The sequence below is a fragment of the Bacillus sp. 1NLA3E genome (assembly GCF_000242895.2).
Lineage (GTDB): Bacteria > Bacillota > Bacilli > Bacillales > Cytobacillaceae > Bacillus_BU.
On sequence record NC_021171.1, the window covers coordinates 3360439 to 3386352 of the forward strand.

33 protein-coding genes are annotated in these 25914 nt (G+C 37.4%); 3 read left to right on the plus strand and 30 right to left on the minus strand.

The window, feature by feature from the left end; genetic code table 11:
• Nucleotides 1-362 precede the first annotated feature (362 nt).
• The 13 genes from folD to spoIIIAA form a co-directional block, all read right to left on the minus strand.
• Nucleotides 363-1241: a bifunctional methylenetetrahydrofolate dehydrogenase/methenyltetrahydrofolate cyclohydrolase FolD gene (gene folD / locus B1NLA3E_RS16055; protein WP_015594889.1), complete on the minus strand. Its 879-nt coding sequence runs from the start codon at nucleotides 1239-1241 to the stop codon at nucleotides 363-365.
• A 27-nt stretch (nucleotides 1242-1268) separates the two neighbouring features.
• On the minus strand, nucleotides 1269-1667 hold the full coding sequence (nusB, locus tag B1NLA3E_RS16060; RefSeq protein WP_015594890.1) for a transcription antitermination factor NusB: 399 nt from the start codon (nucleotides 1665-1667) through the stop codon (nucleotides 1269-1271).
• 228 nt (nucleotides 1668-1895) lie between these two features.
• Entirely contained in the window at nucleotides 1896-2300 is a 405-nt protein-coding gene (locus B1NLA3E_RS16065; protein ID WP_015594891.1) for an Asp23/Gls24 family envelope stress response protein, read from the minus strand.
• 18 nt (nucleotides 2301-2318) lie between these two features.
• Nucleotides 2319-3674, minus strand: coding sequence for an acetyl-CoA carboxylase biotin carboxylase subunit (accC, locus tag B1NLA3E_RS16070; protein WP_015594892.1), 1356 nt, complete (start codon nucleotides 3672-3674; stop codon nucleotides 2319-2321).
• A gap of 14 nt (nucleotides 3675-3688) precedes the next feature.
• Nucleotides 3689-4195, minus strand: coding sequence for an acetyl-CoA carboxylase biotin carboxyl carrier protein (gene accB / locus B1NLA3E_RS16075; protein WP_015594893.1), 507 nt, complete (start codon nucleotides 4193-4195; stop codon nucleotides 3689-3691).
• Between the two features lie 305 nt (nucleotides 4196-4500).
• The gene (locus tag B1NLA3E_RS16080) at nucleotides 4501-5061 is read right to left on the minus strand and encodes a SpoIIIAH-like family protein (protein WP_015594894.1); all 561 of its coding nucleotides are present in this window, start codon (nucleotides 5059-5061) and stop codon (nucleotides 4501-4503) included.
• 14 nt (nucleotides 5062-5075) lie between these two features.
• Nucleotides 5076-5735: a stage III sporulation protein AG gene (gene spoIIIAG, locus B1NLA3E_RS16085; protein WP_015594895.1), complete on the minus strand. Its 660-nt coding sequence runs from the start codon at nucleotides 5733-5735 to the stop codon at nucleotides 5076-5078.
• A 6-nt stretch (nucleotides 5736-5741) separates the two neighbouring features.
• Complete coding sequence (spoIIIAF, locus tag B1NLA3E_RS16090) at nucleotides 5742-6356, minus strand: stage III sporulation protein AF (RefSeq protein WP_015594896.1); 615 nt, start codon at nucleotides 6354-6356, stop codon at nucleotides 5742-5744.
• Nucleotides 6357-6367: 11 nt separating this feature from the next.
• A complete protein-coding gene (gene spoIIIAE, locus B1NLA3E_RS16095; protein ID WP_041580609.1) occupies nucleotides 6368-7555 on the minus strand; it encodes a stage III sporulation protein AE in 1188 nt (395 codons plus the stop codon).
• A gap of 36 nt (nucleotides 7556-7591) precedes the next feature.
• Nucleotides 7592-7999 (minus strand): stage III sporulation protein AD, encoded by a 408-nt coding sequence (gene spoIIIAD, locus B1NLA3E_RS16100; protein WP_187292193.1) that lies wholly within the window; start codon nucleotides 7997-7999, stop codon nucleotides 7592-7594.
• Complete coding sequence (spoIIIAC, locus tag B1NLA3E_RS16105) at nucleotides 7996-8202, minus strand: stage III sporulation protein AC (RefSeq protein WP_015594899.1); 207 nt, start codon at nucleotides 8200-8202, stop codon at nucleotides 7996-7998. Before spoIIIAC ends, spoIIIAD begins: the two co-directional genes overlap by 4 nt.
• 64 nt (nucleotides 8203-8266) lie before the next feature.
• Complete coding sequence (spoIIIAB, locus tag B1NLA3E_RS16110) at nucleotides 8267-8782, minus strand: stage III sporulation protein SpoIIIAB (protein ID WP_015594900.1); 516 nt, start codon at nucleotides 8780-8782, stop codon at nucleotides 8267-8269.
• A gap of 1 nt (nucleotide 8783) precedes the next feature.
• Nucleotides 8784-9707, minus strand: coding sequence for a stage III sporulation protein AA (gene spoIIIAA / locus B1NLA3E_RS16115; protein ID WP_015594901.1), 924 nt, complete (start codon nucleotides 9705-9707; stop codon nucleotides 8784-8786).
• Nucleotides 9708-9891: 184 nt separating this feature from the next.
• Between spoIIIAA and B1NLA3E_RS16120 the strand changes: the two genes are divergently transcribed.
• Entirely contained in the window at nucleotides 9892-10539 is a 648-nt protein-coding gene (locus tag B1NLA3E_RS16120) for an SIMPL domain-containing protein (protein ID WP_051120163.1), read from the plus strand.
• Between the two features lie 57 nt (nucleotides 10540-10596).
• Here the strand turns inward: B1NLA3E_RS16120 and B1NLA3E_RS16125 are convergent, their stop codons facing one another.
• The 16 genes from B1NLA3E_RS16125 to B1NLA3E_RS16195 form a co-directional block, all read right to left on the minus strand.
• A complete protein-coding gene (locus B1NLA3E_RS16125; RefSeq protein ID WP_041580611.1) occupies nucleotides 10597-11103 on the minus strand; it encodes a TlpA family protein disulfide reductase in 507 nt (168 codons plus the stop codon).
• A gap of 180 nt (nucleotides 11104-11283) precedes the next feature.
• Nucleotides 11284-11409, minus strand: coding sequence for a CcmD family protein (locus B1NLA3E_RS24215; protein WP_083935119.1), 126 nt, complete (start codon nucleotides 11407-11409; stop codon nucleotides 11284-11286).
• Between the two features lie 10 nt (nucleotides 11410-11419).
• Entirely contained in the window at nucleotides 11420-12178 is a 759-nt protein-coding gene (locus B1NLA3E_RS16130; protein WP_015594904.1) for a cytochrome c biogenesis protein, read from the minus strand.
• Nucleotides 12179-12180: 2 nt separating this feature from the next.
• Entirely contained in the window at nucleotides 12181-12861 is a 681-nt protein-coding gene (locus B1NLA3E_RS16135) for a heme exporter protein CcmB (RefSeq protein WP_015594905.1), read from the minus strand.
• A complete protein-coding gene (ccmA, locus tag B1NLA3E_RS16140; RefSeq protein ID WP_015594906.1) occupies nucleotides 12858-13562 on the minus strand; it encodes a heme ABC exporter ATP-binding protein CcmA in 705 nt (234 codons plus the stop codon). Before ccmA ends, B1NLA3E_RS16135 begins: the two co-directional genes overlap by 4 nt.
• A 25-nt stretch (nucleotides 13563-13587) precedes the next feature.
• Complete coding sequence (locus tag B1NLA3E_RS16145) at nucleotides 13588-14586, minus strand: hypothetical protein (RefSeq protein ID WP_015594907.1); 999 nt, start codon at nucleotides 14584-14586, stop codon at nucleotides 13588-13590.
• Entirely contained in the window at nucleotides 14583-14957 is a 375-nt protein-coding gene (locus B1NLA3E_RS16150) for a hypothetical protein (protein ID WP_144061498.1), read from the minus strand. Before B1NLA3E_RS16150 ends, B1NLA3E_RS16145 begins: the two co-directional genes overlap by 4 nt.
• Before the next feature lie 12 nt (nucleotides 14958-14969).
• Nucleotides 14970-15479: a cytochrome c-type biogenesis protein gene (locus tag B1NLA3E_RS16155; RefSeq protein ID WP_015594909.1), complete on the minus strand. Its 510-nt coding sequence runs from the start codon at nucleotides 15477-15479 to the stop codon at nucleotides 14970-14972.
• A 1-nt stretch (nucleotide 15480) separates the two neighbouring features.
• Complete coding sequence (locus B1NLA3E_RS16160; protein ID WP_015594910.1) at nucleotides 15481-17463, minus strand: heme lyase CcmF/NrfE family subunit; 1983 nt, start codon at nucleotides 17461-17463, stop codon at nucleotides 15481-15483.
• Nucleotides 17464-17490: 27 nt separating this feature from the next.
• Complete coding sequence (locus tag B1NLA3E_RS16165; protein ID WP_015594911.1) at nucleotides 17491-17946, minus strand: cytochrome c maturation protein CcmE; 456 nt, start codon at nucleotides 17944-17946, stop codon at nucleotides 17491-17493.
• A gap of 13 nt (nucleotides 17947-17959) precedes the next feature.
• Nucleotides 17960-19039, minus strand: a complete 1080-nt coding sequence (locus B1NLA3E_RS16170; protein ID WP_015594912.1) for a hypothetical protein — start codon at nucleotides 19037-19039, stop codon at nucleotides 17960-17962.
• A 382-nt stretch (nucleotides 19040-19421) separates the two neighbouring features.
• Nucleotides 19422-20075, minus strand: coding sequence for a c-type cytochrome (locus tag B1NLA3E_RS16175; RefSeq protein WP_051120164.1), 654 nt, complete (start codon nucleotides 20073-20075; stop codon nucleotides 19422-19424).
• 10 nt (nucleotides 20076-20085) lie between these two features.
• A complete protein-coding gene (locus tag B1NLA3E_RS26045) occupies nucleotides 20086-20532 on the minus strand; it encodes a PCYCGC motif-containing (lipo)protein (protein ID WP_442852644.1) in 447 nt (148 codons plus the stop codon).
• A gap of 519 nt (nucleotides 20533-21051) precedes the next feature.
• Nucleotides 21052-21609, minus strand: a complete 558-nt coding sequence (gene efp / locus B1NLA3E_RS16185) for an elongation factor P (protein ID WP_015594914.1) — start codon at nucleotides 21607-21609, stop codon at nucleotides 21052-21054.
• A 26-nt stretch (nucleotides 21610-21635) separates the two neighbouring features.
• Nucleotides 21636-22697, minus strand: coding sequence for a M24 family metallopeptidase (locus B1NLA3E_RS16190; RefSeq protein WP_015594915.1), 1062 nt, complete (start codon nucleotides 22695-22697; stop codon nucleotides 21636-21638).
• A 136-nt stretch (nucleotides 22698-22833) separates the two neighbouring features.
• On the minus strand, nucleotides 22834-23349 hold the full coding sequence (locus B1NLA3E_RS16195; RefSeq protein ID WP_015594916.1) for a YqhR family membrane protein: 516 nt from the start codon (nucleotides 23347-23349) through the stop codon (nucleotides 22834-22836).
• Nucleotides 23350-23562: 213 nt separating this feature from the next.
• Here B1NLA3E_RS16195 and B1NLA3E_RS16200 point away from each other — a divergent pair, with 213 nt between their 5' ends.
• Together B1NLA3E_RS16200 and B1NLA3E_RS16205 are read left to right on the plus strand one after the other, a co-directional pair.
• Nucleotides 23563-24507, plus strand: coding sequence for a DUF1385 domain-containing protein (locus tag B1NLA3E_RS16200; protein WP_015594917.1), 945 nt, complete (start codon nucleotides 23563-23565; stop codon nucleotides 24505-24507).
• A 57-nt stretch (nucleotides 24508-24564) separates the two neighbouring features.
• Nucleotides 24565-24954, plus strand: coding sequence for an SA1362 family protein (locus B1NLA3E_RS16205; RefSeq protein ID WP_328285183.1), 390 nt, complete (start codon nucleotides 24565-24567; stop codon nucleotides 24952-24954).
• 26 nt (nucleotides 24955-24980) lie between these two features.
• Here the strand turns inward: B1NLA3E_RS16205 and B1NLA3E_RS16210 are convergent, their stop codons facing one another.
• Nucleotides 24981-25865 (minus strand): patatin-like phospholipase family protein, encoded by an 885-nt coding sequence (locus B1NLA3E_RS16210; protein ID WP_015594919.1) that lies wholly within the window; start codon nucleotides 25863-25865, stop codon nucleotides 24981-24983.
• Nucleotides 25866-25914 lie beyond the last annotated feature (49 nt).

A 25914-nucleotide genomic window follows, 5' to 3' on the forward strand; every position in this document is an offset into this window, starting at 1 on the left:
CTCATTATCTTTTTATTAGGCTGTTTTCTTAAAGATTGTTGTTTTTGAACGAGTTTTGAATTCATACCGTTGAAAATGAAGCTGATTGGAGCGGAAGGTGCTTGACTCCTGCGGGAGCAGCGGGACAGGTGAGACCCCACAGGCGCTTTAGCGCCGAGGAGGCTCACCGCCCGCCCCGTGGAAAGCAAGTACCTGGAGCGGAAATCAACCACTTCACTAATTGCAACAATGTTTTCGAAAACAGCCTTTTATCAAAAATAAAAACCTATCCCATTTATTATAAATTTAGAATTCCAATTCGCACCTTGGTCAGGAATGAATTGGAAAATCAAAATTAATAAAGTTGGAATAGGTTTCCTCCATTAACGCACTTCACTTGTGCTTTGAAGTTTTTGTTGAACCCACTTTGCTGATTTCAGTGTATTATACATAAGCATCGTAATCGTCATTGGGCCAACTCCTCCAGGAACCGGTGTGATATAGCCAGCAATTTCCTTCACTTGCTCAAAATCAACATCCCCGCACAGCTTGCCCTCACTGTTTCGATTCATCCCGACATCAATGACTACTGCACCCTTTTTCACATAATCGGCGGTAATAAAATTCGCCCTACCAATTGCAACCACAAGAATATCTGCACTTTTTGTGAAAGATTTAATGTCAACTGTTTTTGAATGACAATAAGTAACCGTTGCATTTTCGTTTAAAAATAATTGTCCAGAGGGTTTCCCGACAATATTACTTCGACCGACAACAACAACATGGCGTCCTGCAATTTCAATATCCATTTCCTTCAACATTACCATAACCCCGTATGGTGTACACGGTAAAAAGGCATCTTTTCCAGTCATCATTTTCCCTATGTTGATTGGATGAAACCCATCTACATCCTTCTCAGGGATAATAGCTTCAATAATGTTGGATTCATTAATTTGTGAAGGTAATGGTAACTGCACAAGAATCCCATGGATTGCGTCATCCTTATTTAACTCATCAATTTTGTTTAAGAGTTCCTGCTCACTGGTTGATTCAGGCATCTCGATCAAAAGTGAGTACATTCCTAACTCAAGACAAGATTTCTGTTTACTCTTCACGTAAGTTTGTGAAGCAGAATTATTTCCGACTAGGATAACTGCCAACCCTGGAGTAATTCCTGCTTTTTTTAATGTTTCTACCTCTTGGGCTATTTCATTCTTTTTCTTTTTTGCAATTTGTTTTCCATCAATAAGTACAGCTGACATACCTACTCCCCCTTGTTCCAAAAGCTTTTAAAGACTATTGATTTGTTCTTTAATTTTTGATAAAACTCCATTCACAAATCGGCTGGACTGATCATCACCAAATAATTTAGCAATTTCAATCGCTTCGTCAAGGACAACATTCGCCGGGACACTTTCTTTACAAAACAATAACTCAAACACGGCGATTCTCATTAGATTACGATCAACAATTGCTAATCGTTCTATTGTCCATTTCTCTAAGCTGCCTTTAATCATTTCATCGATTTGCTGTTTATGTAAGACAACACCTGTAACTAAATGTGTTAAATACTCATCATGTGGTTGGTCTTCTAAAACATTCTCAATGGCTTCCATTGGTTGTGATTGACTCATATCAATTTGAAACAATGCCTGTAGGGCCTTTTCTCTTGCTGTTCTTCTTTTCATCAAAATAAATACTCCTTTACGGCTTTATTAACCGATTTCCTACAAAGATAATAGCACATGTAAAAATACTTCGCACCCTTCTCTCTATTTTTGTTAATAAATTATAGCCAGGTAAGGAAGAAAATTTACATAACAGAGAAAGACGAAGCTATAAAATTTATAATATGATTAGTTATGGTCCTTTAAAGTGAAAAACCAAAGACACGATACGGTGTCTTTGGTTTCTGATTAAACCTCTTGTTCAAAGTCGGGTTCAGTCTTTTGATTTTCGAATTGAATTCCGACAATATGAATGTTTACTTCTACTGGTTCAAGAGCCGTCATATTCAGAAGTGCTTGGCGAATATTGTCTTGGATTTGTTGGGCGACATTCGGAATGGAGACTCCAAATTTTAGAATGCAATAAACATCTACTTTAATGCCTTCATCCGAAAGTTCAACCTTGACCCCTTTACCATGATTTTTTTTCCCTAATCGTTCTACTACGCCGGCGGCGAAGTTCCCACGCATTTGGGAAACTCCCTCAATCTCTGCCGCAGCGATTCCAGCAATTACTTCAATCACTTCAGGTGCAATTTCAACCTTGCCATGCCCATTATTTCCTTGATTCATCTCCAAGATATTCTCACTCATCCTAAATAGCACCTCCAGTTAGTCTTCCTTCATCACATCATGCAATTCTAAAAATTTCGTATTGAATTGCCCTTCCACAAATGTTTCATTGTTAAGAAGCTTTAGATGGAATGGAATCGTTGTATGAATTCCTTCAATAACAAATTCGCCCAACGCTCTCTTCATTTTTGCAATCGCTTCTTCACGGCTGTTTCCGTAAGTAATGACTTTCGCAATCATGGAATCATAATATGGTGGAATTGAATAACCAGGGTAAGCAGCTGAATCAATCCGAACTCCATAACCACCAGGAGTTAAATACATATTAATTTTACCTGGTGATGGCATAAAGTTTTTCAATGGATTTTCGGCGTTAATCCGACATTCAATTGCCCAACCATTGAAAGTAACTTCATCCTGGGTATATTGAAGACGCTCGCCAGAAGCAACTTTAATTTGCTCTTTAATTAAGTCAATACCCGTAACCATTTCTGTTACTGGGTGCTCAACTTGAATCCGAGTATTCATTTCCATGAAATAGTATTTCCGATTGCGATAATCATATATAAATTCTATCGTGCCAGCACCAGTATAATCAACTGCTTTTGCAGCTTTTACTGCTGCTTCACCCATTTCTTTACGAGTTTCGCCATCAAGTGCAGGTGATGGAGACTCTTCAAGAAGTTTTTGAAGTCTTCTTTGAATCGTGCAATCACGTTCCCCAAGGTGAAGAACGTTTCCATGTTGGTCAGCTAAAACCTGAATCTCAACATGACGGAAATCCTCAATAAACTTTTCAATGTATACACCTGGATTTCCAAACGCAGTTAAAGCTTCTTGCTGGGTAATATTAATACCTTTTACTAATTCATCTTCATCACGAGCAACACGAATTCCTTTACCTCCGCCACCAGCAGTAGCCTTAATGATAACAGGATATCCCATTTCGGTTGCAAGGTGAATGGCATCATTCACATCTTTAATAATTCCTTGTGAACCTGGAACAATTGGTACCCCAGCTTCCTTCATCGTTTCACGGGCAACATCCTTCGTTCCCATTTTGTTAATTGCTTCAGGAGTTGGACCAACAAAAATAATGTTCACATCACGACACAACTCGGCAAAATCTGCATTTTCGGCCAAAAAACCATACCCAGGGTGAATAGCATCACACTCAGTTTTCTTTGCCACACTAATAATATTCGTAGTATTTAAATAGCTATCCTTTGAAGCAGTTGGGCCAATACAATAAGCTTCATCGGCAATTTGGACGTGAAGAGAATCCTTATCCGCTTCAGAATAAACGGCTACTGACTCTATTCCAAGTTCGCGACAAGCTCTAATAACACGTACAGCGATTTCTCCTCGGTTTGCAATCAATAATTTTTTTATCATGTTAGAACCGCTCCTCATTCAGGCTTAACCAGGAATAGAGGTTGGCCGTATTCTACTAGTTGTCCATCTTTAACCAATATTTCCACTATTTCACCGTTAATTTCTGCTTCAATTTCATTAAATAGTTTCATAGCCTCAACGATACAGACGATTGAGTCTTTAGAAACCTTTGAACCAGCTTTTACATAAGCATCTGTATCAGGAGATGGTGACTGATAGAATGTACCTACCATTGGTGAAGTGATCTTATGTAAATTTTCTTGATCAACATTCACTGGTGCTGCCTTAGGAGCTTCTTGAACAACAGGTTGACTTACAGCTGCTGTTTCAACAACTTTTGGTTGAGCCACTTGGACAGCAGCTACTGGTGCAACTGGTGCTACCGGTTCTGAAACCACGATTCTTTCAACATTGTTCTTTTTCATTTCAATTTTGTAGCCTTCGTGCTCATAAACAAACTCATTAATACTAGACTGATCGACCAACTTAATCAATTCCCGAATCTCTTGCACTTTTAACATTTTTTGACACTCCCCTACCCCAATAATTATATTATTTTATTATGACTAGCTACTAACATCATACGATATTACCTCATCAAAGTTCAACATCGGATTCATCTTTGAGTTTATTCGCTAATCAAATTACAATAATATAATAAACTTTTCTGAAAAGAAAGTGAATTTTTTTTATTCGAAATTTATAAAATTCACAATTACCTACGTAATAAACCTCAAAATAAAGGGAAAGCCACCTTGGCTCTCCCCTTTATTTGTCTAGTATGGACACAAGAAATAAAATTATCCCATCTAAACAAATTATTATTTTACTTTGAGGGTTGGAAGGTTACAGCAACGTTTTGTAGTTCACCTATTTCGGATCTAACCAGTTGAATTATATCATTTGCTGCTGATGGTGAATGGTTTTTTGCGGATTTTACTGTAATACGTACTTTTTCACCATCTGCACGCACCAGTGCATCGTCATATCCCATTGTTTTTATCATTGTTTCCAAGACACTTTCCTTTGTAGAAAGTTCATCGAGCTGTTTCATTTGATCGTATGCATCGCTACGCTTTTCGGGTGGTAAGTTGGTTGAAGCCATAATGGTATTTAGTTCTTCTTTTAATTGATTTCGTTTGTCCTCTAATTCCAGTCGCAACGCTTCAAAGGCTTCGTCACTAGCCACTCCAGAAATGACAGTCTTTCCATCATTTGATTTCGTAGTTGAATCGGCTGGCTTTTCCTCTTGTGTTACCTTTGACTGACCTTCAACATTTGCCATGTTCGATACTTTTTGTTCTGGTGATGTAATGTAATACACCGATAAAACCACCACTAAACTTAGCATCGTAAGAAGCCAAACGGTTTGCTTTTTCAATAACATCTATAAAATCCCCCTTAATTTTTTTTGGGCATTACGGCAACTCGATGACTTGGCACACCCAATGCTCGAGTCACAGCTTCAATAATCCAGCTTTTCACTTGAATATTATCCGCACCTTTTGCTACCACAAGGACTCCTCGAATCTCCGGTTTCTTTGTTTCTACAACCACCGGAACTTCGTTTTCACCATCGCGAATTATCACCAATGAATCTTCTTGCGAAGCATCCTCTACTTTCCTTTTTCCACCTTCACGATCTATTTCATCGGTAACTTGTGTTTGGGTTTTGTTGTTTTTTTCAAGCACCTGTTTTTCGGTTGCTTCAACGTTGACTACTACTGTTACATCACTAACCCCTTTAATCCCTTCAAGTGCATCCTTTAGCTGATTTTCATATGAACGCTCGTAATCAGTAATTTCTCCATTTTGTTTAGAACTTTTTTTACCAAAGGCAGCTACATCACCGCCATTGTTCTGAGTTTCTTTAATATTACTGAATACGGGTGATTCTTTGTTAGCCGTACTATCTTTTAAAAATATATTACTAATGAGCATAATGGCTGCTCCCAACAAAAACACAATGATTAAATATTGATATTTGCCCTTTTTTTTCCCCGAGGAATCATTTGAAATTAGTTTTTTAACCCAAGATATTGGACCTTTTTCATTTTCCATTCTAATCTATCCCCCCCCCTCTACCATTTCCACCTCAATGGTTTGCTCGTCAATATTCCATTTTTTCGAAAGAAGTGTAGCAATTTTTGCTTTATCATTATTTCGCTTAGATGGAAGAGGTTCAGCTGTACTGATGTCTACTGACTCTATTACTTCTATTGCATCAGATTTAGGATTAGGCTTTTGAACATCAACAATGACCTTTTCCAAATTCCCAGGGAAAGCTCGCTGATCTTTTTCGTTTATAGAAATATCGATATTGGCAATTTGTAATCCGTACTGATCCATCAGCTCCTTTTTTGCGTCCTTTTCTAATTGGACAGCCATTGTTTCTAAAATATATGCATGTTGTGAAGCTTGTATTTCTTTTTTCTTCATTTCTATTAAATTTCCCATCTTTTTGTCACTCGTTTTCTCCAGACTCGGAATTCTGGCAAGTCGCCCTTCAAAATCACTGGAGATTAGTTTAAAGATTGGTGAAAGGATAATGGTTATTAACAGGAGCCCGATGACCATTTTCGTGTATTTTTGCATATTGGAATTTGGTAAAAGCATATCTATTACAGTAGCTAGTAAGATAAATAGAATGATATTGGTGATCCACTCTTTAAGAAACTCCAATTTTCCCTCACCTACCTAACCATCATCGTTAAATTCCCCGCTGCAATAATCACTGTAATACTTAAGAAAAACATAAGCGATACAATGGCTAAAGCTGCAAATACATAGATGACACTTTTACTAATGATATCCAAACAAGAAATGATAGGACCTCCACCAAGCGGCTGAAGAATGGCTGCTGCGAATTTATATATAAAGGCGATCATAAGAATTTTAATCGCTGGGAAAGCTACGATGAGCAAAAGAATAGCAACACCTGCAATCCCAACTGTATTTTTAAGCAAAACGGAAGCACCGATCACAGTATCTGTAGCATCGGTAAACATTCTGCCAATCACCGGGATAAAGTTTCCGGTTACAAACTTCGCGGTCCGGATGGTAATCCCATCCGCTACAGCCGTCGAAGCCCCTTGAACGGAAATAACGCCTAGGAATATTGTTAAAAATAACCCTAGTAGGCCGATACTCCAATTTCTCAAAAGGTGTGCCAATTGAGTTACTTTGTAATGTTCAGTTAAAATGCTCACTATACTTAACAGAGTGGATAAGAATAACAGAGGCAGAATAATATTCTGGATAAAGATCCCGCTGGTATTCATTAAAAACAAAATTACCGGATGAAAGAATGCTGCAGAAACCAAGCCACCTGATGATGCAATTAAGGCCAGGAGTAAGGGAATTAACGCAAGAATGAAGTCGATCATCGTTCCTATGGCTTCATTTGTATAATTGATAGCGACATGAAAGCTATTTAACGCAATAATCATCAAAACCATGAACACAATCGCATAAGCAACCTTACTAACAGCACCCTTTTCAAAGGCATTTTGCAATGATTGTAAAAACATACTAAAGATTGTCAGCATGATCAAAGAACCAAGCAATTTTCCATTTATGATAAATTCATGAAAAGTGAATTTGACTATTCCTGAAGACCATTCTTTAAGGGAAAAATCTTTACTTCCTTTTATGAAATCATATAAACTCCCTTTTTGGCTTTCTGGTAAGAACCCTCCATATTTTTGCTCGATATCATCCCAATATTGCTTTAACTCATCAATATTCAAACTCTCTAATTGCGAATCTACCAGCTTATCAGGGCTTAAGGTATCTTGATTTCCAATGGCTTGTACCGGTTGTATGAAAAAAATAAAAACCAAGAGAATGATGAAAGGAACAAACGACAATCGCTGCTTCAAATGATTCACCTACCTAAACGATGGGATTTGCTGTGACTAGTTCGGGATTAATTTAATAATGGTTTCAATCATCACTGTCAAAATGGGAATAGCCATCGCTAAAATTAGTATTTTGCCAGCAAGTTCAATTTTTGCGGCGATTGCACCTTGTCCTGCATCCTTAGTAATTTGGGCTGCAAATTCTGCGATATAAGCAATTCCAATTATTTTCAAAATGGTTTCAACATAAATCAGGTTAACTTTGGCATTTATAGCTATTTTTTCAATCATTTGGATAATTTCGTAAATTTGATCGACAAGGAAAAGGAATATCGCACAACCAACAAAAACAATCAGGAGAAAAGCAAAGTTGGGCTTTTGCTCCTTTAAAATCAGTGCAAGGAAGGTTGAGACAAGCGCTACTCCGACAATTTGAAGAATTTCAATAGCGAGTCCCTCCTTTATCCTTGGAATAGAAAGACTGACTTAATTTTTTGAAACAGGTCATCAACAATCGATGCAACCATGAACAATATATAGATAAATCCAAATAGGGTCACCCACTGGGCGTATTCCTTTTTTCCAACTTGTTCGAGAATGGTATGCAAAAAGGCTACGACTATACCAACACCGGCAATTTTAAATATTACATCGACCTCTAAACCCATTCGTTTTCCCCCTAAACTCCTATCGTTATGATGAATACAGTTACAGTTGCGATTTTCCCTAAATTTACATCAGTAAAATGATCAGTAGCAGACCTGACAAGAACCCAAGACTTTTCACCATTTTTTCGTATTTAGATTGCCTTTCATATGCATCAACCTCTTCTCTCTCTAGATGAGAAAGCGTAAGCATAATTTGTTTTTGTTGGGAGACTCGATCATGACGGCCTAGTGTCTCACCAAACTGTTTCATAATTTCATATTCGCCTTGCTTAAAGGCTGTTAATTTCCAAATCTCATTAAGGCTTTCATCCCAAGCTATTTTTACAGTTGTCTCAGAGCTAGTTAATTTTCCTGCAAAGCTTTCAAAAAACCATGATAACGGTTTTGCCATTTGTGTAGATAACCTCCGAGCAGCTTCATGGAGCGGAGTATGTCCATACATAATTTCTGCTTCCAATGAATGAAGAGCTGATTTTAGCAATCTAAGTTGGCGAGGGCGTTCACTTAAATGTCTTGAAGCTTCAAATCCTATCCAGGTGGTGGCCACAATGATAAACACCGCTCCAATGATTTTTATCATTTTAGTTCACTCTCACTTTTTGAAAAATCTCTTCCCCAGAACTGTTCTTTATACATGTAACAGTTCCAGGGCCGTTTTTTCGGCTTAATTCCACATATCGCTCAAATATCCCTTGATTAAGAATATATTGAAGTGATGGCCGTCTCTGGACTTCTGCTAACGAGTTACCATGGGTCGTCATAATCAATTTAATCCCAGCGTTAACTGCCTCCATAATTGCCTCAGCATCCTCTTTACGACCAATTTCATCTACCACCAAAACATCTGGACTCATCGATCGGATCATCATCATCATTCCCTCGGCTTTTGGACAAGCATCTAAAACATCGATACGCGGACCAAAGGATAGTTGTGGAATTCCGTTTACAGATCCCGCTATTTCCGACCGTTCGTCCACAATTCCTACCTTAAATGGTGGTAATTGCATTGGCAGATAACCACTTGAAATAATCCGTGCAATATCACGAAGCAGGGTCGTCTTCCCTGTTTGCGGGGAGCCAATAATCATCGTATGTTGCCAATTTTCTTTGTATAAATAAGGAATAAGAGAATCAGCAATGCCAATTTTTTCTTTGGCAATCCGAATATTAAATGACGAAATATTTCTAATTGCTTTGACCTGCCCATTTTCAAGAATAACTTTCCCAGCTAGTCCTATTCTGTGACCACCATCGATAGTGACATAGCCACGCTTTAACTCTTCCTCTAATGTATAAATAGAAAAATGACTGATTTTATTGATGAGCTGAACGGCATCAACTTCTGTTACGATATGTGCCATAAATTGAGGAATCCCATTGGCGGTTATTTCGATAGGTCGATTGATTCGGATCCGAATTTCCTCGACACTATCCTTTATCATAGGAGGGAGCATTTTTACTGCATCAGCAATAGTGTTTGGTAAAAAGGATAGAACGGTTTTCACAATATTTCCTCCTCAAAGCTTGCCTTTCATTATTTAAAATGTATGCCTGCTTGGCTACAATATGACTTTCAATTTTGCTATAACAGGACTTGTGGAGGTGGAATAAATATTTCTCAGACTGTTTATGAGCAGAAAAAGGATCACTGAATACATTAAAAAAAAGAATGTGATTGGGGGCAACAAAATGGGGGTATCCTCAAACAATCATGGAATTCACGTTTTTGGAGAGGGTGTCGTTTCAGCTGAGCCCGATGTTTTGAAAATCACACTGGGTGTTTTTACTGATGGCATAGAATTACAATCAGCACAAACACAGAATGGAATCATGATTACTAAAGTTATCACGGGTGTAATCGAAATGGGAATAATCCGAGATGACATTAGAACGGTGGACTATCGCATTGACCCTCAATATCGATATGAAGATGGAAAACAGGTTTTTCAAGGCTATCGAGTCACCCATTTATTAGAAATTACTTCTACTAAAATCAGCGAAGCAGGAAAAATTGTCGATGCTTCTGTCCAAAATGGGGCGAATGCCGTCCAGAGCATCCAATTTTCCTTAAAGAATTCCGAGGCCTTCTACCAACATGCGCTTTCGCTAGCTGGAAAGGATGCAGTTCAGAAGGCGGAAACACTTGCGCGGACTTTCGGGGTTTCCTTTTATCGAATACCCTATTTAATATTAGAAGAACAAGTGACTAATAGACCCGTTCCAATCCCCTTTTCGGCCCTAAAGTCCGAGGCTCAAACACCGGTATTGCCCGGGAAACTAGCTGTACAGGCACGGATAAAAGCTTATTTTCCGTTTCAAGTTAATAGCTTTGGTTGACTTGAATAGCATAAAAAAAGACACAATGCTGACTGAGCATTGCGTCCTTACCTTCAACTATTCATATTTGGAAACGAGCCCGTATAAGTCTTCCTTAGAAATAGGTCCAATATAATGCTCCCGAATGACTCCTTTTTTATCGATAATGAAAGTCTCTGGTTGAGCTACAACATTGTATGCTTTTGAAACCTTATTATCGAAGTCCATTAAGTAGGTAGAGGTTGTTTTGTTCTTTTTTACAAATTTATTTACACGGTCTCTTGTTTCACCACGATCAATTATTAACAGTTTGTATGTGTCACCGTATTCTTTGTCAAAAGCTTCAAGATCAGGCGCTTCCTCCACACATGGATTACACCATGTGGCAAAGTAGTTAACTGCAACTACCTGGCCTTTATAATCGGACAGCTTGATCGTTTTCCCTTTAAGATCTTCCATTTGGAAGTCATATGCTTTATCACCAACATCAACAAATTTTCCTCTATTTGCTAATGCTACTCCAAAATAGACAAATAAACCTACTAGCAACAATAAAACGAGGATTTTGATACTTCGTTTATTCATGAGTACTTCTCCCCCGGATCTTCCTTTTGAGATTTTCTTTTCAAATATCAGTAAGTTAGTTAGATACGCCAGCTCCATCGCTCGAGTTCACAAGCCAATCAGTCCAAAGGTCAAAGAACGACCTTCTGGCCAATTTGTCTTGTGCTGATCACCGATAAGCAGGTGCCTTGACTCTTTTATTTAGTCTAATTGCTTAAGGTATTCGATTTCGTTATGGATTTTTTTTCGACGCACCCCATGAAGCAATACATAACCAAAAATAGTGACGCTTGCAATTGTATACGCAGCAACCATGTAACCCATCATTCCATCCTCCTTATTTAATTGCTTCTCTCACTTGTTCTTTATAATGGTCAACCTTAATTTTCATTTTCTCTAGAGAAACTCCTCTTACAAGAAGGAAAGAATAAAGGAGCGTTGTAGCTGCAATCATCGTAAGCAAAGCAACAAGCATTTCTGGAGAAATCCCTCCACCAGATTGATTAGTACCTTCTCCAAAAACAACTGGATGAAATTTTGTATTCCACCAACGAATTGCCATGAATACAATCGGCACATCAACAAAACCAATAATCCCAAATACTGCACCTAATCTTGCTTTTTTCTCCCAAACTCCATCCATTTGACGGATCATGACATATGCAAGATAGATAAACCAAAGGATCAGAGAAGTTGTAAGTCTTGGCTCCCATGCCCACCATGTATTCCAAGAAGATTTTGCCCAAATCATACCAGTTATTAATACTAGAGTTGTAAAGACAACCCCTATTTCAGCAGAAATATAAGCATAAGTATCATATAAGCGTTTTCTTGTTACTAGAAAAAGTATGCTAAATACAAATGTTACAAAAAAGGCCAGGAATGCAACCCAAGCAATTGGAACATGCACAAAAAATATCTTTTGTACCATTCCCATTACCTTTTCAACTGGTGCATACAGAAAAACTAAAGATAATCCAGCAATCAAGGCAATAACAGTGGCAGCTGCCAATATTTTTTGGATGGTAGATGCTTTCTCAAAAGTCGGGGGAACAGGCTTTAAACCATTTTGCCCTTTTTCCATATTCATACTCATTTTTATACCTCCAGGACGTAATCAATTAATATCAAACAAAGTACAAAGAAAATGACATCATAAGCTCCGATTAACTGGATCCAAGCAATTGCATCTGGCAATTTTTCAATATTGGTAAGGATAATTCTTGTAGCTTGTACAGCCCCAATAAGGATTGGACTCGTTACCGGAAATAACAAAAGTGGCAACAACATTTCGCTACTTTTTGAATTAGCTGCGAGAGATGCCAAGAACGTTCCAATACTGACAAATCCAAAGCTCCCTATCAGAAGGACGAAGATAAAATAAGGAAAGCTACCAATGTAATTAAAATCAAATAATAGGAATAAAAATGGAATCGAGACTAACTCAACTATGGCAATCATAGTGAAGTTCGCCATGAACTTTCCTAAATAAATACTAGCAGGCTCCATTGGCGAAATTAATAAACCCTGCATCGTATCATTTTTTTGTTCAGAAATGAACGAACGGTTTAATCCTAAAATGCCCGAAAACACGATAATTACCCAGATAACACCTGGAATAACGGCCTTCGTCGTGTTGTTCGATGGGTCAAACGCAAAACTAAAAACTAAAATCGTAAGACCCGCAAAAATGATCATCGTTGCCAGCACTTGCTTTGTTTTTAGTTCAGAGTACAAATCTTTTTGAGCAATTAAGAGGGCTGTTTTAAAAAAACTCATGATACTCCCTCCATCAGCTGTTGATATTTTTCAGTTAGCAAATCAATTTCTTTTTCAGTCATCAAAAAGTCATCGACAATTTTACCGTCTTTTATAAAAATAATCCGGTCACAAATTTCTGCCGCCTGCTTAAAATCATGTGTGACCATTAATGTTGTCGCACCCTTATTTTTCATGGAAATAATGACTTCATTCAAAATTGAAATGGCGCCTTGATCCAACCCAGTATGTGGTTCATCTAGTAATAACAATTCCGGATCGTGCACTATCGCCCTAGCAATCGCAATACGCTGAATCATTCCTCGTGAAAAGTTTTTTACTGGTTCTTTTAAGAAGAATGACAATCCTACTCTTTTTACTAATTCAATTGCTTTTTCCTCTACTCCCTTAACACCATATAGGTTCCCGAAGAAAACAAGGTTTTCAAGTGGAGAATAGTGTTCATATAACAAGCTAGAATGGGGTAAATACCCCATCAGCTTTTTAATCTCAGTTGCATTTTTCTTTAATTCCATACCGTTAATGTTAACTTCTCCAGATGAAGGTTTAATTAATGTAGCAATAACCTTTAATAAGGTACTTTTCCCAGCACCGTTTGGGCCCAAAATAGCTACTGTTTCACCTTTTTTAATAGAGAGGTCAATGCCTCGTAATATTACTTTATTATCCGCCTGTTTTATGAGCTTCTTTATTTCAATCATTAGAGGCCCTCCTCAATCACAGATGCTATTCAACAAATTGACGGAGACTTAGTTTAACTTGAACAAGATGTTGCTTGTAAGCCTCTAATTTTGTTTTATATTCATCTTCAGTCATCTGTCCGTTACCAAGATTATCTTCTAATTCAATGATTTTATCTAAGATTGCCTTTTGCTTTGCCATCAGTTGTTTGAATACTTGTTCTTCTTTATCTACTCCGTTTGCTTCGTTCTTAGCTCTATTCTTCAATTTAAAATAAGAATAATAACCAATACCTGCTAATAAAATAGCGCCGAGAACAATCATCAAAATATGAGGGTTAAATTTGTGCAAAGGTGACTGAGCCCACATTCTTAAATGCCCTGGATTATGAAAAGCCGGGGCGGATTTTGTTACATCGCCTAAGTTTTTATTTTCAGTTGAAGTAGTACCAGTTCCAGTAGCATTTGTTCCTGTTGGCTGTTTATCTTTGTCATAAGCAATCGTCACTGTTTGACCTGCTTTAATGTTTTGGATGGAATAACCTGTATAGTTTTGTTCATCAAAGTTCAATGATCCTTGGTTAGTGAATTCTGCATCCTTAATATCAACACTACCTGATCCTTCAGGAATTAAGACTTGATATAGATCAACTGGATAAGTAAATTTCAGAACAATATCTTGACCTTGTTTCACTTGATAGCTGAACGGCAAAGTGGTTGACCCCTTCGCCGGGATTGGGTCAGTTGTAATAAACCCAGTATCTGTCAGCTTATACTGAATTTTCCCATCCATCATCGAAAAGCTGGTTGCTCCAACAGGTAATAAGATGTTTAAGACTCCCTCAGTCTGTCCATCACCCTTATACTCTTCGTCTGTTAGATTTTTAAAGCTCACCATATCCGTAACTAGTGTTGAGCCATCATTGCCAGGAGATAAAACAATATACTCCATATCAGCGCTGATTTTTGAATCCGAACTTGCAAAAGCGCTTAATGTCGGTAAAAGCATGAGGGCTAGAAGGAACACGGTTATTCTCTTGATCAACGTCCTCCCTCCTTCTTCTCCTTATTAAGCTTCATCGTTGCTTCAATTTCACGTTCCACCTCTGCCAAAATTGAAGGGTCAACCGTTTTTTCAGCTTTTAGCTCATCAGTTTTCATCACTTTTGATATTTGACTTTCATATTGCTTCTTTAATTTCTTATAATCATTCTCGGATATTTTTTCCATCCTGTACTCAAATTCGAGTTCATTCAAAGTTGAAAATAGAACTTCTTTTCCAATTGCAGAATTTTGTTCATTTGAATGAAACTGAACATATGAATCCCATTTAAACAGCGGTGCTAAAATGAGAAACAAACAGCTTAGTACAAGAACGGCTGTAAAAACCATTGAGATGATTGAAATATCCTCCATACTGTTCACATCCTAAAGATACTTTTTGCGTTCCGAGTCGATCATGCTAGAAAGGATTTCTTCTTCTACTTCGTCATGGGATTGGGTTTCTTCTTGCCCTTGCTCATTTGTTCCTTTTTTCTTCACCCATTTACGGATAACAAAGAAAACTCCTGTTCCAGCCCCGCCCATAACAGCAAACGGAAGAATCCAAGCTACTAAACTAAATCCTTTCTGTTCAGGAGCGGTTAAGATTTCTTCCCCAATTGCATTGACGTAATAATTTTTTATTTGATCTTTATCCATTCCCTTATTCATCATGCCAACTATTTCTTCTTTAAACGTTTTTGAAACGCTGCAACCTGGCATATCACAGTTATAGATATCCTGGCCGCAACCGCATGTGCACATAAACTGTGACCCTACTGCCTTGAATTCCTTTGACTTATAGTCGTAGTTTTTATTTCCCGCCGCAAAAACAGCCAAGGCACCTTGAAAGATAAACAAGAATATGAGAAGCCCTATTGAAAGCTTTCTATTCACGTTAAGACACCTCTTTATCTACTCCGGTATATCTAGGAGTAATATTTTGATATCTGCCATTCCATACTGCGAATAAAGAACCTATCACAATCATGAAGGAGCCAATCCATAACCAATTCATCATTGGGTTAACTTTTACAATAAACGTTCCACGTCCATCATCTTCCCAAGCACTTAGAACAATATACAAATCCTCTTTAAGTGAACTGATAATGGCTACCTCTGAGGAAGGCTCTTCCCAGTTACCATAGAAGACTTTCTGTGCTTCGTAACTACCTAATTTTTTCCCATTCTTAAATACTGTCAAATCAGCATAAACAATATCATTTATCCCCTCTTTACGCTGATCAAGCTTGTCATAAATGAGTTTATAATCCTTAATTTCAATCGATTTACCAAGCTCAATTGTTTTCATCGTTTGAAGATCATAGTTTTGTGAGCCGATAATACCCATTGCGATGAAAGCAATACCGATGTGAACGAGATAACCGCCATATCTTCTTCTATTCTTAGTCATTAAGCGGTATAACGCAATTAGTGGCATTTCTCCAGTCATCTTTCTTCTTGCTTTTACGCCACGGTAGAATTCAAAGAAGTGAGTGGTAAATAAGATAATAATTACTCCGTATCCAATAACCGCCCATGCTTTTTGAATTCCTAAAATAACCATTAATACCATTCCAATCACAGCTAAAATTGCTGGGATTAAAAAGTTTTTTCGTAGGTTCTTTAAGGTTGATTTCTGCCAAGCTAATAGTGGACAGACAGCCATAATGAACATCATCGATAATAATATTGGTGCTTCAACTTTATTAAAGAAAGGCATTCCAACCGTCACCTTTGTTCCGCGAACGGCTTCAGAAACAAGCGGGAAAATGGTTCCCCAGAAAACTGCGAATGCAGCGCCCACCAATAATAGATTATTAATTAAGAAACTACTTTCTTTTGAAACATACGATTGGAATTCACCAGCACTGCGCTTGATTAAATTGTAACGACTCATCAAGACATAAAGTGCACCAATGACGGCAACACCCATGAAAATAAGGAAGTATAATCCTAAATTTGAATCGGCAAAGGCATGCACAGATGTTAGTACTCCGCTTCGCACTAAGAACGTTCCAAATAAAGTTAAGGCATAAGAAATGACAATTAAGCTGATATTCCAAACCTTGAGCATATTTTTGCGTTCTTGAATCATAACAGAATGCAAGAAGGCAGTTGCAGTTAACCAAGGCATAAACGAAGCGTTTTCCACTGGATCCCATGCCCAGTATCCACCCCAACCGAGCTCAACATATGCCCACTGTCCGCCAAAAATATTTCCTAAGCTTAAGAATAACCAAGCGATAATCGTCCATCTTCTTGTCATCTTAATCCAGAAGTCATCCATATTCTTCATAATTAGGGCTGCCATTGCAAATGCAAACGGTACAGCAAGTCCCACATATCCTAAATAAAGAGTAACCGGATGGATAATCATCCCCGGATTTTGAAGCATAGGATTAAGTCCTTTTCCTTCTGCTGGTATCTGGCTTAAGAGTTCGAAAGGTTTTGCCACAAAGCCAAGAATGAAGAAGAAGAAAATTGCATTTGCTAATAAAATCGATGCAATATAAGGAACCATTGGATTACCTTTCATTTTCCGAGAGAAGGTAATCATCACCATGTATAATGTTAAAAAGAATGTCCAAAGTAAAAGCGATCCAGAGTTTCCTGCCCATAATGCAGTTAATTTGTATATGACTGGCAGGTCGCTGCTTGTGTAGTCTGTAACGTATTTGTACTCAAAGTGCGATGTACCCAAAAAGTAAAGAAGAATTATCATGGCTAGGGACGAACAAACTAAAATTGCAATTACTCCACCCTTACCGCTGTTAACAAGCTTTTGATTTTTGGTACTGATTCCAAGAGTCATAATTAGAAATGAGTAAATCGCCAGTGCAAATCCTACATAAATTGTCGCGTTAGCTAATAAATTCATTATGTCACCTTCTTTTAGTTTTGCCTCTTACTCTTCGCTTGAAGGCTTCTTGTTAAGTTTGTCCTTGTGCGTTTCTGGGTCGTAGTTTTTCATATCTTTACCTTCATACTTAGATGGACATCTTGTTTTTACAGTTTCTGCAACAAAAGTATTCTTATTCGTTGGAGACCCTTGTAAAATCACGATAACACCCTCTGCAAAGTTATCAGGTTTAATACCATCATGGATTACATGCATTACGTTTCCATCGTTATCTTTTAAATCAAATTTCAACTGAATCTTGTCAGCGTCCCATTTAATGGAATCTCCTATTAATAGACCTTCAACAGTAACATAGTCGTCTTGATACTTTTCTTGATTTTTCAGAAGTTCGTCCATTTTTAATTCAATTCCGCTTGAACCTGGTGTTGCAGCCATCAGAAGGAAAATAATTGCTCCAACAATCACGAAACCGCCCAACATGACAATGGTATTCTTTTTCATTCCCTCTACCCCTTTAACCTAATTTTTTCATTTCATTTTCATATGTTTCATCATCGATCTTTCCACTTAGCAACAATGATCTAAGTTTCTTTTTTTGATCTGCCGTATCATTTTTACTTGTTTTTTGATCAGTTTTATCTTTTTTATTTGTTTTTTGAACGACTGTCTTGTTTTGAGTTTTTTTATTACTATTCATAGATGGTTTCACACCGCGAACATTACCTTTTAAACCAAAGAATACAAAGAGTCCAGCAATAATGAGTGAGACACCAATGACCGATGCTCCACCGATTCCAATAATCGGTTGGTCTGCTGCTTTTTTGCTATTATCTGTTGAGCCGTTCGCTACTTGATCGGTAGCAGTTGTACCACTATGGTTGGCATCATCTGGCGGGTTCTGTTTATTAATTAGTGACAAAGTAGATTCATTATCTTTTTTAGTGTATGAAGTTGCTAGTTTTACAGAGTTCCCTTTTTTTAGGTTAGTATATTCGTAATAATATAGCTCTTCACCATAATCACTTTTTGAAGTATTGGCCGCTTTAGGGTCTGTTTTAAAATTCTTCGCATTAAGCGGTGCATACATGATGATATCTAATTTCTCAACATCGGAAGGGTTTACATATTCAAAGTTAAACTTCTTTGTGTCTCCTGCTTCAAATGGGTTTGTATAATACTCAACAACAAACTGATACGTACCATCTTTTTTAACCGCTTTTGATGGTTTCCAGGTAACGACCCCTTTTTCTTTGTTAATTTCAAAAGGACGTTGAACCTCTGGTTGATCAGCTGCAGGAAACTCAGCCACTAAATATATCTGAAAGTTTTTATCGTTAACTGGAATTGGGAATTCAATTTCGCCATTATAGTCCGAACCTGTTTTGTTCTGGTAGGTTCCATAGTTTCCCACTAATAAGGAAGGCTGGTCTTTTGGCCAATTATCTGGATAATCAAATTCTGGCATCACTTGAATCTGCATTTCTTTATACGGGAATTGTTCTGTAGGAAATTCCCCTTCTGCTTTTGCATTTGGAATGGCAATATTAGCCAAAAATAACGTAGTCATGAACAATGTTGCTAATCTTTTAAGCATGATATTCCTCCTCACTAGCATCTAAATCAATTTTTCACTATAATCCTCTTAGAAAAACTATAATCCTTTCTAGCATCCTAAAGTGATGACATCGGTGAACATTTTGTTAAAAACATAAATAGTTAACTTTTTGACAAATAATAATCGGAAAATATTCACATTTGCCGTCTTGATATTAGTTTTTCAAGATATCATTATTCAAGTGAATTTTATTTTTGGATTACAAAGGAATATTAATATAATCAAGCTATAATAATTCATTTCATTTCCGAACATTTTCTTACAAATAATCGCCGAATAATCTAAAAATTGTAATGTTAGCCTTCATCAATTGAACGCAAAAAACACTCTGCACTTTTTGAAAAATACAGAGTGTTTACGATTATTTATTTTGGAAAGTTCGAATATAGGTGACGATATCGTTAATTTGTGATTCACTAAATTGTCTAACACCCTCTAATCCTTTTAAAGATGGACCCATTCTAGTATCTTCACGACCATATGCCGTGCTTGCCCAGATTTGCTTATCACTCGTGTACCGCAAATACTGTGGACTTGCTAAAACAGTTCCCATCTTTTTCTTTCCAACCCCTTCGAAGCCATGACAATTTGCACAATACAATTTGTATAATTTCTGTCCGTTTTCTGGATTACCACTAATATTCTTAGGAACGTCTTGATCGACAGATTTAGTTTGCCAATTTCTAATATAGGCAACTAAATGCTTCAAGTCCTCTTCACTTAAATTAGCACCATAAGCTGGCATGACCGTTCCTTCTCGACCATACTTAACTTGGTTAAATAGATCTTTGTCTGAAAAAACGCTTAGAAAATGTTGATTATTTATCGCCGTGCCTTCTTTTGCACCTTCACCTTTTCCATTCTCTCCATGGCATGCAAAACATTGTTGGTTATAAATTCTCTCCCCTGCATCAATGGCTTTATGATCTTTTTTTGTCAATAAACCACTATTGCTAACTACAACTATGATGCCTATTGTTACCAATATATAGATCCCAATTAAAAGTTTTTTCATATATTTCCCCTTATTTTGGTTCAGGAGTTGGAGTTGGTTCACCTAAATCTTTATATTTATCGACAATGTAATGATTGATATATTTTAAATCTTTTCCTGCTTGATCCATTTCTACCGCCTCCCGGGCGATGTCAATACAGAGGTCTCAGGAAACACCCATTGAATCCCATTCTTCGACATTCTGATCGTCTCCAAATTTATCAACAAAGCAATCAAGATTACTTTTATGTCCGTCAGTTGCGCCACAGCCGCAATAACATGGTACTGATGCAAGCACTTGCGGATATGTTGCTGCCATAATATATGTTTCTTTAATTTTGTCCGATGTGTTTAAAACGTAATCTGGTAATGCCTTGTCCTTAGAGTCTAATGAAAGCTTTTCTTTATTCGAACTACAGCCAGAAAGTATACTCAATGCTATTATTCCAGTTAGTAGTAATGCTGTGAGTCGTTTCAATGCTGTCACCCCTCCTTAGTTGATGATGATATTACTATGATTATTTTAACAATATTATCTTTAGTTAAATCCTTTTAATTATTACTATTTCGTGAAAATATATACTTTAATTAATAAAGGCTATTTTCGTAAACTTTGTTGCTATGGAAGTGTGATTGATTTCCGCTCCAGGTGCTCGCTTTCCGCGGGGCGGGCGGTGAGCCTCCTCGTCGCTAAAGCTCCTGCGGGGTCTCACCTGTCCCGCTGCTCCCGCAGGAGTCGATCACCTTCCGCTACAATCAACTTCTTTATCAACGGTTTTCTTTTCAAAAACCTATTAAAAAAACAACAATCTTTTAGAAAAGAGCCTTAATAAAAAACCATGATCACTGTTAAAAGCTTAAAGAAACCCCTTTTTCAATGGTCTTGGCAACTAAAAGTTGATTCACTCCATTATCCAACCGAAAGAATCCAGACTAATAGTGGGTAAAATAAAAAAACTCATTGGTCATTGACCAACGAGTTTTTTATCATAAGTTATTATGCACGAGAGACATAGCTACTGTCCGTAGTATTGATAATTAAGCGGTCACCTTCGTTTATGAAAAATGGCACTTGAACAGATAGTCCAGTTTCAAGAATGGCTGGTTTTGTACCGCCAGAGGCAGTGTCCCCTTTAATTCCTGGCTCTGTTTCAGTTACTTCAAGCACAACCGTGTTTGGTAGTTCAACTCCAAGTGTTTCGCTATGGAACGTCATGATGGAAACTTCCATATTCTCTTTTAGGAATTTTAACTCATATTCAATTGCAGTTGCCGGAAGTTCAATTTGTTCATAAGACTCATTGTCCATAAAAACATGTTGATCACCACTCGCATATAAGTATTGCATTCTACGGTTATCAATTTGTGCTTTTGCTACTTTTTCACCAGCACGGAACGTTTTCTCTTGGATCGCTCCTGTACGTATATTACGAAGTTTTGACCGTACAAACGCAGCTCCCTTTCCTGGCTTCACGTGTTGGAAATCAATTACACGCCAAATACTGCCGTCAACCTCAATCGTTAATCCTGTGCGAAAATCATTTACAGAAACCATGCAAAATATCCTCCTAAATGTTTCAATTAAAGAATAATCAGTTCTTTTGTAGAGTGTGTTAACAGCTCATTGCCATCCTTTGTAATCAATGTATCATCTTCTATCCGAACACCGCCAAGACCAGGGATATAGATACCAGGTTCGACTGTAACCACCATTCCAGGTTCTAAGATGATGTCAGATTTAAAAGAGAGGGCTGGACCTTCGTGGACTTCAAGACCAATACCATGTCCTGTTGAATGTCCAAAATATTCCCCGAATCCTTTTTCTGTTATGTAATCTCGAGTCAAAGCGTCCGCTTCTTTACCAGACATTCCTGGCTTAATTCCCTCTACACCGCGTTCTTGAGCATCGAGGACAATTTGATAAATCTCTTTAAGTTTGGGATCTGGATCACCAACAGAAATAGTACGAGTAATATCGGATACAAACCCTTTATGATATGCACCATAATCAAGTGTGACAAAATCGCCCTTTTCAATCACTTTATCTGTTGCCACCCCGTGTGGAAGGGCAGAACGAAGTCCTGAAGCGACAATTGTATCAAAGGAAGATGATGTTGCCCCAGCTTTTCTCATAAAGAACTCTAATTCATTTGACACCTCAAGCTCTGTTAAGCCTGGGAGAATGAAGTCTAATATGTGCTTAAATGCGGCATCTGCAATATCCGCTGCTTCCTTTAATATCTTAATCTCTGAATCCGTCTTAATCAAGCGCAACTTTTCTATTATTCCTGAAATTGGCACTAACTCTGCTTTTATAGCATCATTATAGGAACTATAATCTGAAAAAGAAACATAATCCTGCTCAAATCCCAGGTTTTTAATCCCTAATTTTTCAGTTTGGTTAGCTATTTCTTCCCGCAAAGAACTACCGTGTTTAACAATTGTGTAACCTTCACATTGTTTTGAGGCTTGTTCAATGTAGCGGAAATCAGTAATAAATAATGCATTTTCCTTGGAAATAAGGACAACTCCTGCAGTCCCGGTAAAATTAGTCATATAGCGACGATTATAAGGACTGGTTATCAGAAGAGCATCAATTCCAAGATTATCAAAATTTGAACGCAATTTCTCAAGCTTTTCCATCGTATTTCCTCTCCTTTGCGAATCAGGGGGTATTTTGTTATCTATTTCTCGTTAATTCAAACTAATACCCGATTCTAAATCAAAATCGAATATGTTCATTTTATCATAATTAATTTTGTCCGTACTACTCGAACCCTTATGAAGGAACCTCATTTTCCTTTTTCTCACTATTTCGGATTTCGCTTTCTTCATAGGAAATCGAGTATCCAATAAATACCCCGTATAATATATAAAAGCAAATAGACGTAATGACAGTCATTTTTTTTAGGTCATTGAATGGCTGAATTCCTGGGAATATTGGGTTTAATACAAAAAACACCAGTAAAAACAGAGCAACTCCATATCCTATCCCTACCCACATGCTTCCAAATTTCCTCAATGTCACGTAATATAATATGGCAACACCTATCGAAACAACACCAAGTAATATAATGGATATAACTGTGCCCAACCATTCTTCTTTCCATGCCCCAATTGTCCAAGGTTCAATAATGACACTAGGTCGAATTTCAGTAAAGTTTAACACATATGCTAAATAAGCAAGTGCACTCCAAAAAACTCCTCCAACAAACCCAATCGTTACGACCATAGCCATAAATGATAATGGCTTTTCTTGTTCTGCTTGTTCCAATTTCGCTTGCTCTTCCGCCATTTTATACACCTCCATTTTCTATTATGTCCACGAGGATTTATTCCATTGCATAGCAATAAAATTTAACAAACTATTCATTCTTACTACTTAAAATAAAAGAAATCTTCCAGCCTAGAGGTTTTATCTATTTTTTAGTAGAATAAATATAGATAGGAACAGTTTCTTTTCTTGCTGTTATGTCAAATCACAGAATATAGGTTGGTGTTAACACCCATGGCAAAAGAACAAAAACCGATTTACGGAGGTCAGGCAGTTGTTGAAGGGGTGATGTTTGGCGGAAAACATCACTATGTTACTGCTGTCCGAAGGAAAGATTCATCAATCGATTATTATCATTTACCTCGAAAAACCAATCCAACTGCCGCTTATTTAAAGCGTATCCCATTTATTAGAGGAATTGTGGCAATAGTTGAAGCCAGCGCTAATGGATCAAAACACTTAAACTTTTCCACGGAAAGGTACGATGTGGATCCAAATGAGGACCATCTTCTTAAAGAACAGGAAACTTCAAAATTGGCTATGTATCTTGGGGTTGCGACCATTGGTGTCATTTCTTTCTTATTTGGAAAATTTATTTTTACACTGATTCCTGTTTTTCTAGCAGCTATGACCAAGCCTGTTTTCCCTGGGCATTTTGCTCAAGTTCTTGTTGAAGGTTTTTTTAAGCTTTTATTGCTCCTTTCATATATATATTTTGTGTCCTTTACCCCAATTATCAAAAGGGTGTTTCAATACCACGGTGCAGAGCATAAAGTAATTAATACCTTTGAAAACGGTTTGGAATTAACAGTTACGAATGTCCAATCCCAACCACGCCTTCATTACCGTTGTGGCAGTAGCTTCATTTTATTTACCGTAATTATTGGGGTGTTTATTTATATGTTTGTCCCAACAGATCCATTGTGGTATCGGCTAGTCAACCGAGTAGCCTTGATTCCAGTTGTATTAGGGATTTCTTTTGAAGTGTTACAACTAACCAATAAGGTGAGAAGTCTTCCTGTATTAAAATGGCTGGGGTTGCCTGGCTTATGGCTACAGATGCTTACCACAAAAGAACCGAATGATGAACAAGTAGAAGTGGCAATTCTTTCTTTTCAAGAACTTTTAAAGCGAGAGAAAGAGACAGAAGAAAATGGTGTAAGTGAAGAAATTGTCTAAAGTCTTTACCTTTGTAGTTTAAAAATGGTTATTTTTGCTCATTATGCTCTTAGGGAGGTGGCTTTCTTGAAAAATCGGACTTCACTTTTAATTGTAATGGGACTCATTATTTTGGCAGCTATTGGGGTCGCTGGTAATTATATTGCCAATCCGACCGGTTTTTTAAAAAGTATAGCTGTCGTACTTATCGTTGGCACGGCAGTTTATTTTATCGTAACACGGTTTTACAATTCCAACCCTGAGAAGCGAGAGCAACGGGCATTTGTTAAGGCTGCAAAAAGGTCAAAGAAAAGGTTACATCAAAAAGAATCAGGTCAAGGGACGCGCCGGTCTGTATCTCCGATCACAACCATGAAAAAAAACATGAAATCAAAGAAAAAACCTACAGCTCATTTGACTGTCATTGAAGGAAAAAAAGGTAAAAAGAAAAATCGAGCCTCTTTTTGACTCGATTTTTCTTTTAAGTTTTTTTGCTAATAACTCCATGTCTTAAAAAAGGTTGTCGCCGAGTTCCTGCCTAATACCATGAGTGCTTGCTTTTCCTCCTCAGTTAGTTGGAGGTCGAAACTAATAACTCCCTTTGTGGGGATAAAAATAATATTCTTTTCGTGTTTTCTTGAAATATACCTAGCATCATGTGCATTTTTCATCGTTTCAAATAAAGCTTCAAAAAGTTTAACAGCATTATTGATATTTTTTTTTGGAAGATCTTGTGAACGGTTCGATAATTTAATTCCAAGAACGGGCCGAATTTTTTTTATATGATCCTGATCAAATAACCACATTGGAAAATTACTTAACACCCCACCATCCACCACAACATTAGTTCCAGTCGGTGTTTTTAATTTAACTGGTTCAAAAAAATATGGAAGACTACAACTCATTCGAATCGCTTTTGCAATAGGAAAAGAGCCTTGTGATATCCCATACTTTGTAAGGTCATCTGGTAATACTAACATTTGACCGCTTGTTAAGTCCGATGCAATGATACGTAGTGTATGAGGAGGGAGATCTGAAAAAGTTCGCAATCCTTTTGCTGCTAATTTTTCCGTTAACCAATTCTCCAAATGATTTCCTTTATATAAACCCATCCTCCAATAAACAAGAAGCCATTTAGCCAACGGAAATGGAATTAAACTTCTCCCCACATCCATAAACATCTTTAAGTTAAGCCCATCAAGGTGGTTATATATTTCCTTGCTCGTATAACCTGCGGTCACTAACGCTGCAATAATCGATCCTGCACTTGTTCCAGCTAACCTTGCAAACTGGAAACCCTTTTTTTCAACCTCTTCATAAGCACCTATTAAGGCAAAGCCTTTGATACCACCACCTGAAAAAACACCGTCTATTAGCATGTTAGCCACTCCCATCGATGTATTCCTTCGATACATCTTTAAGCACTTA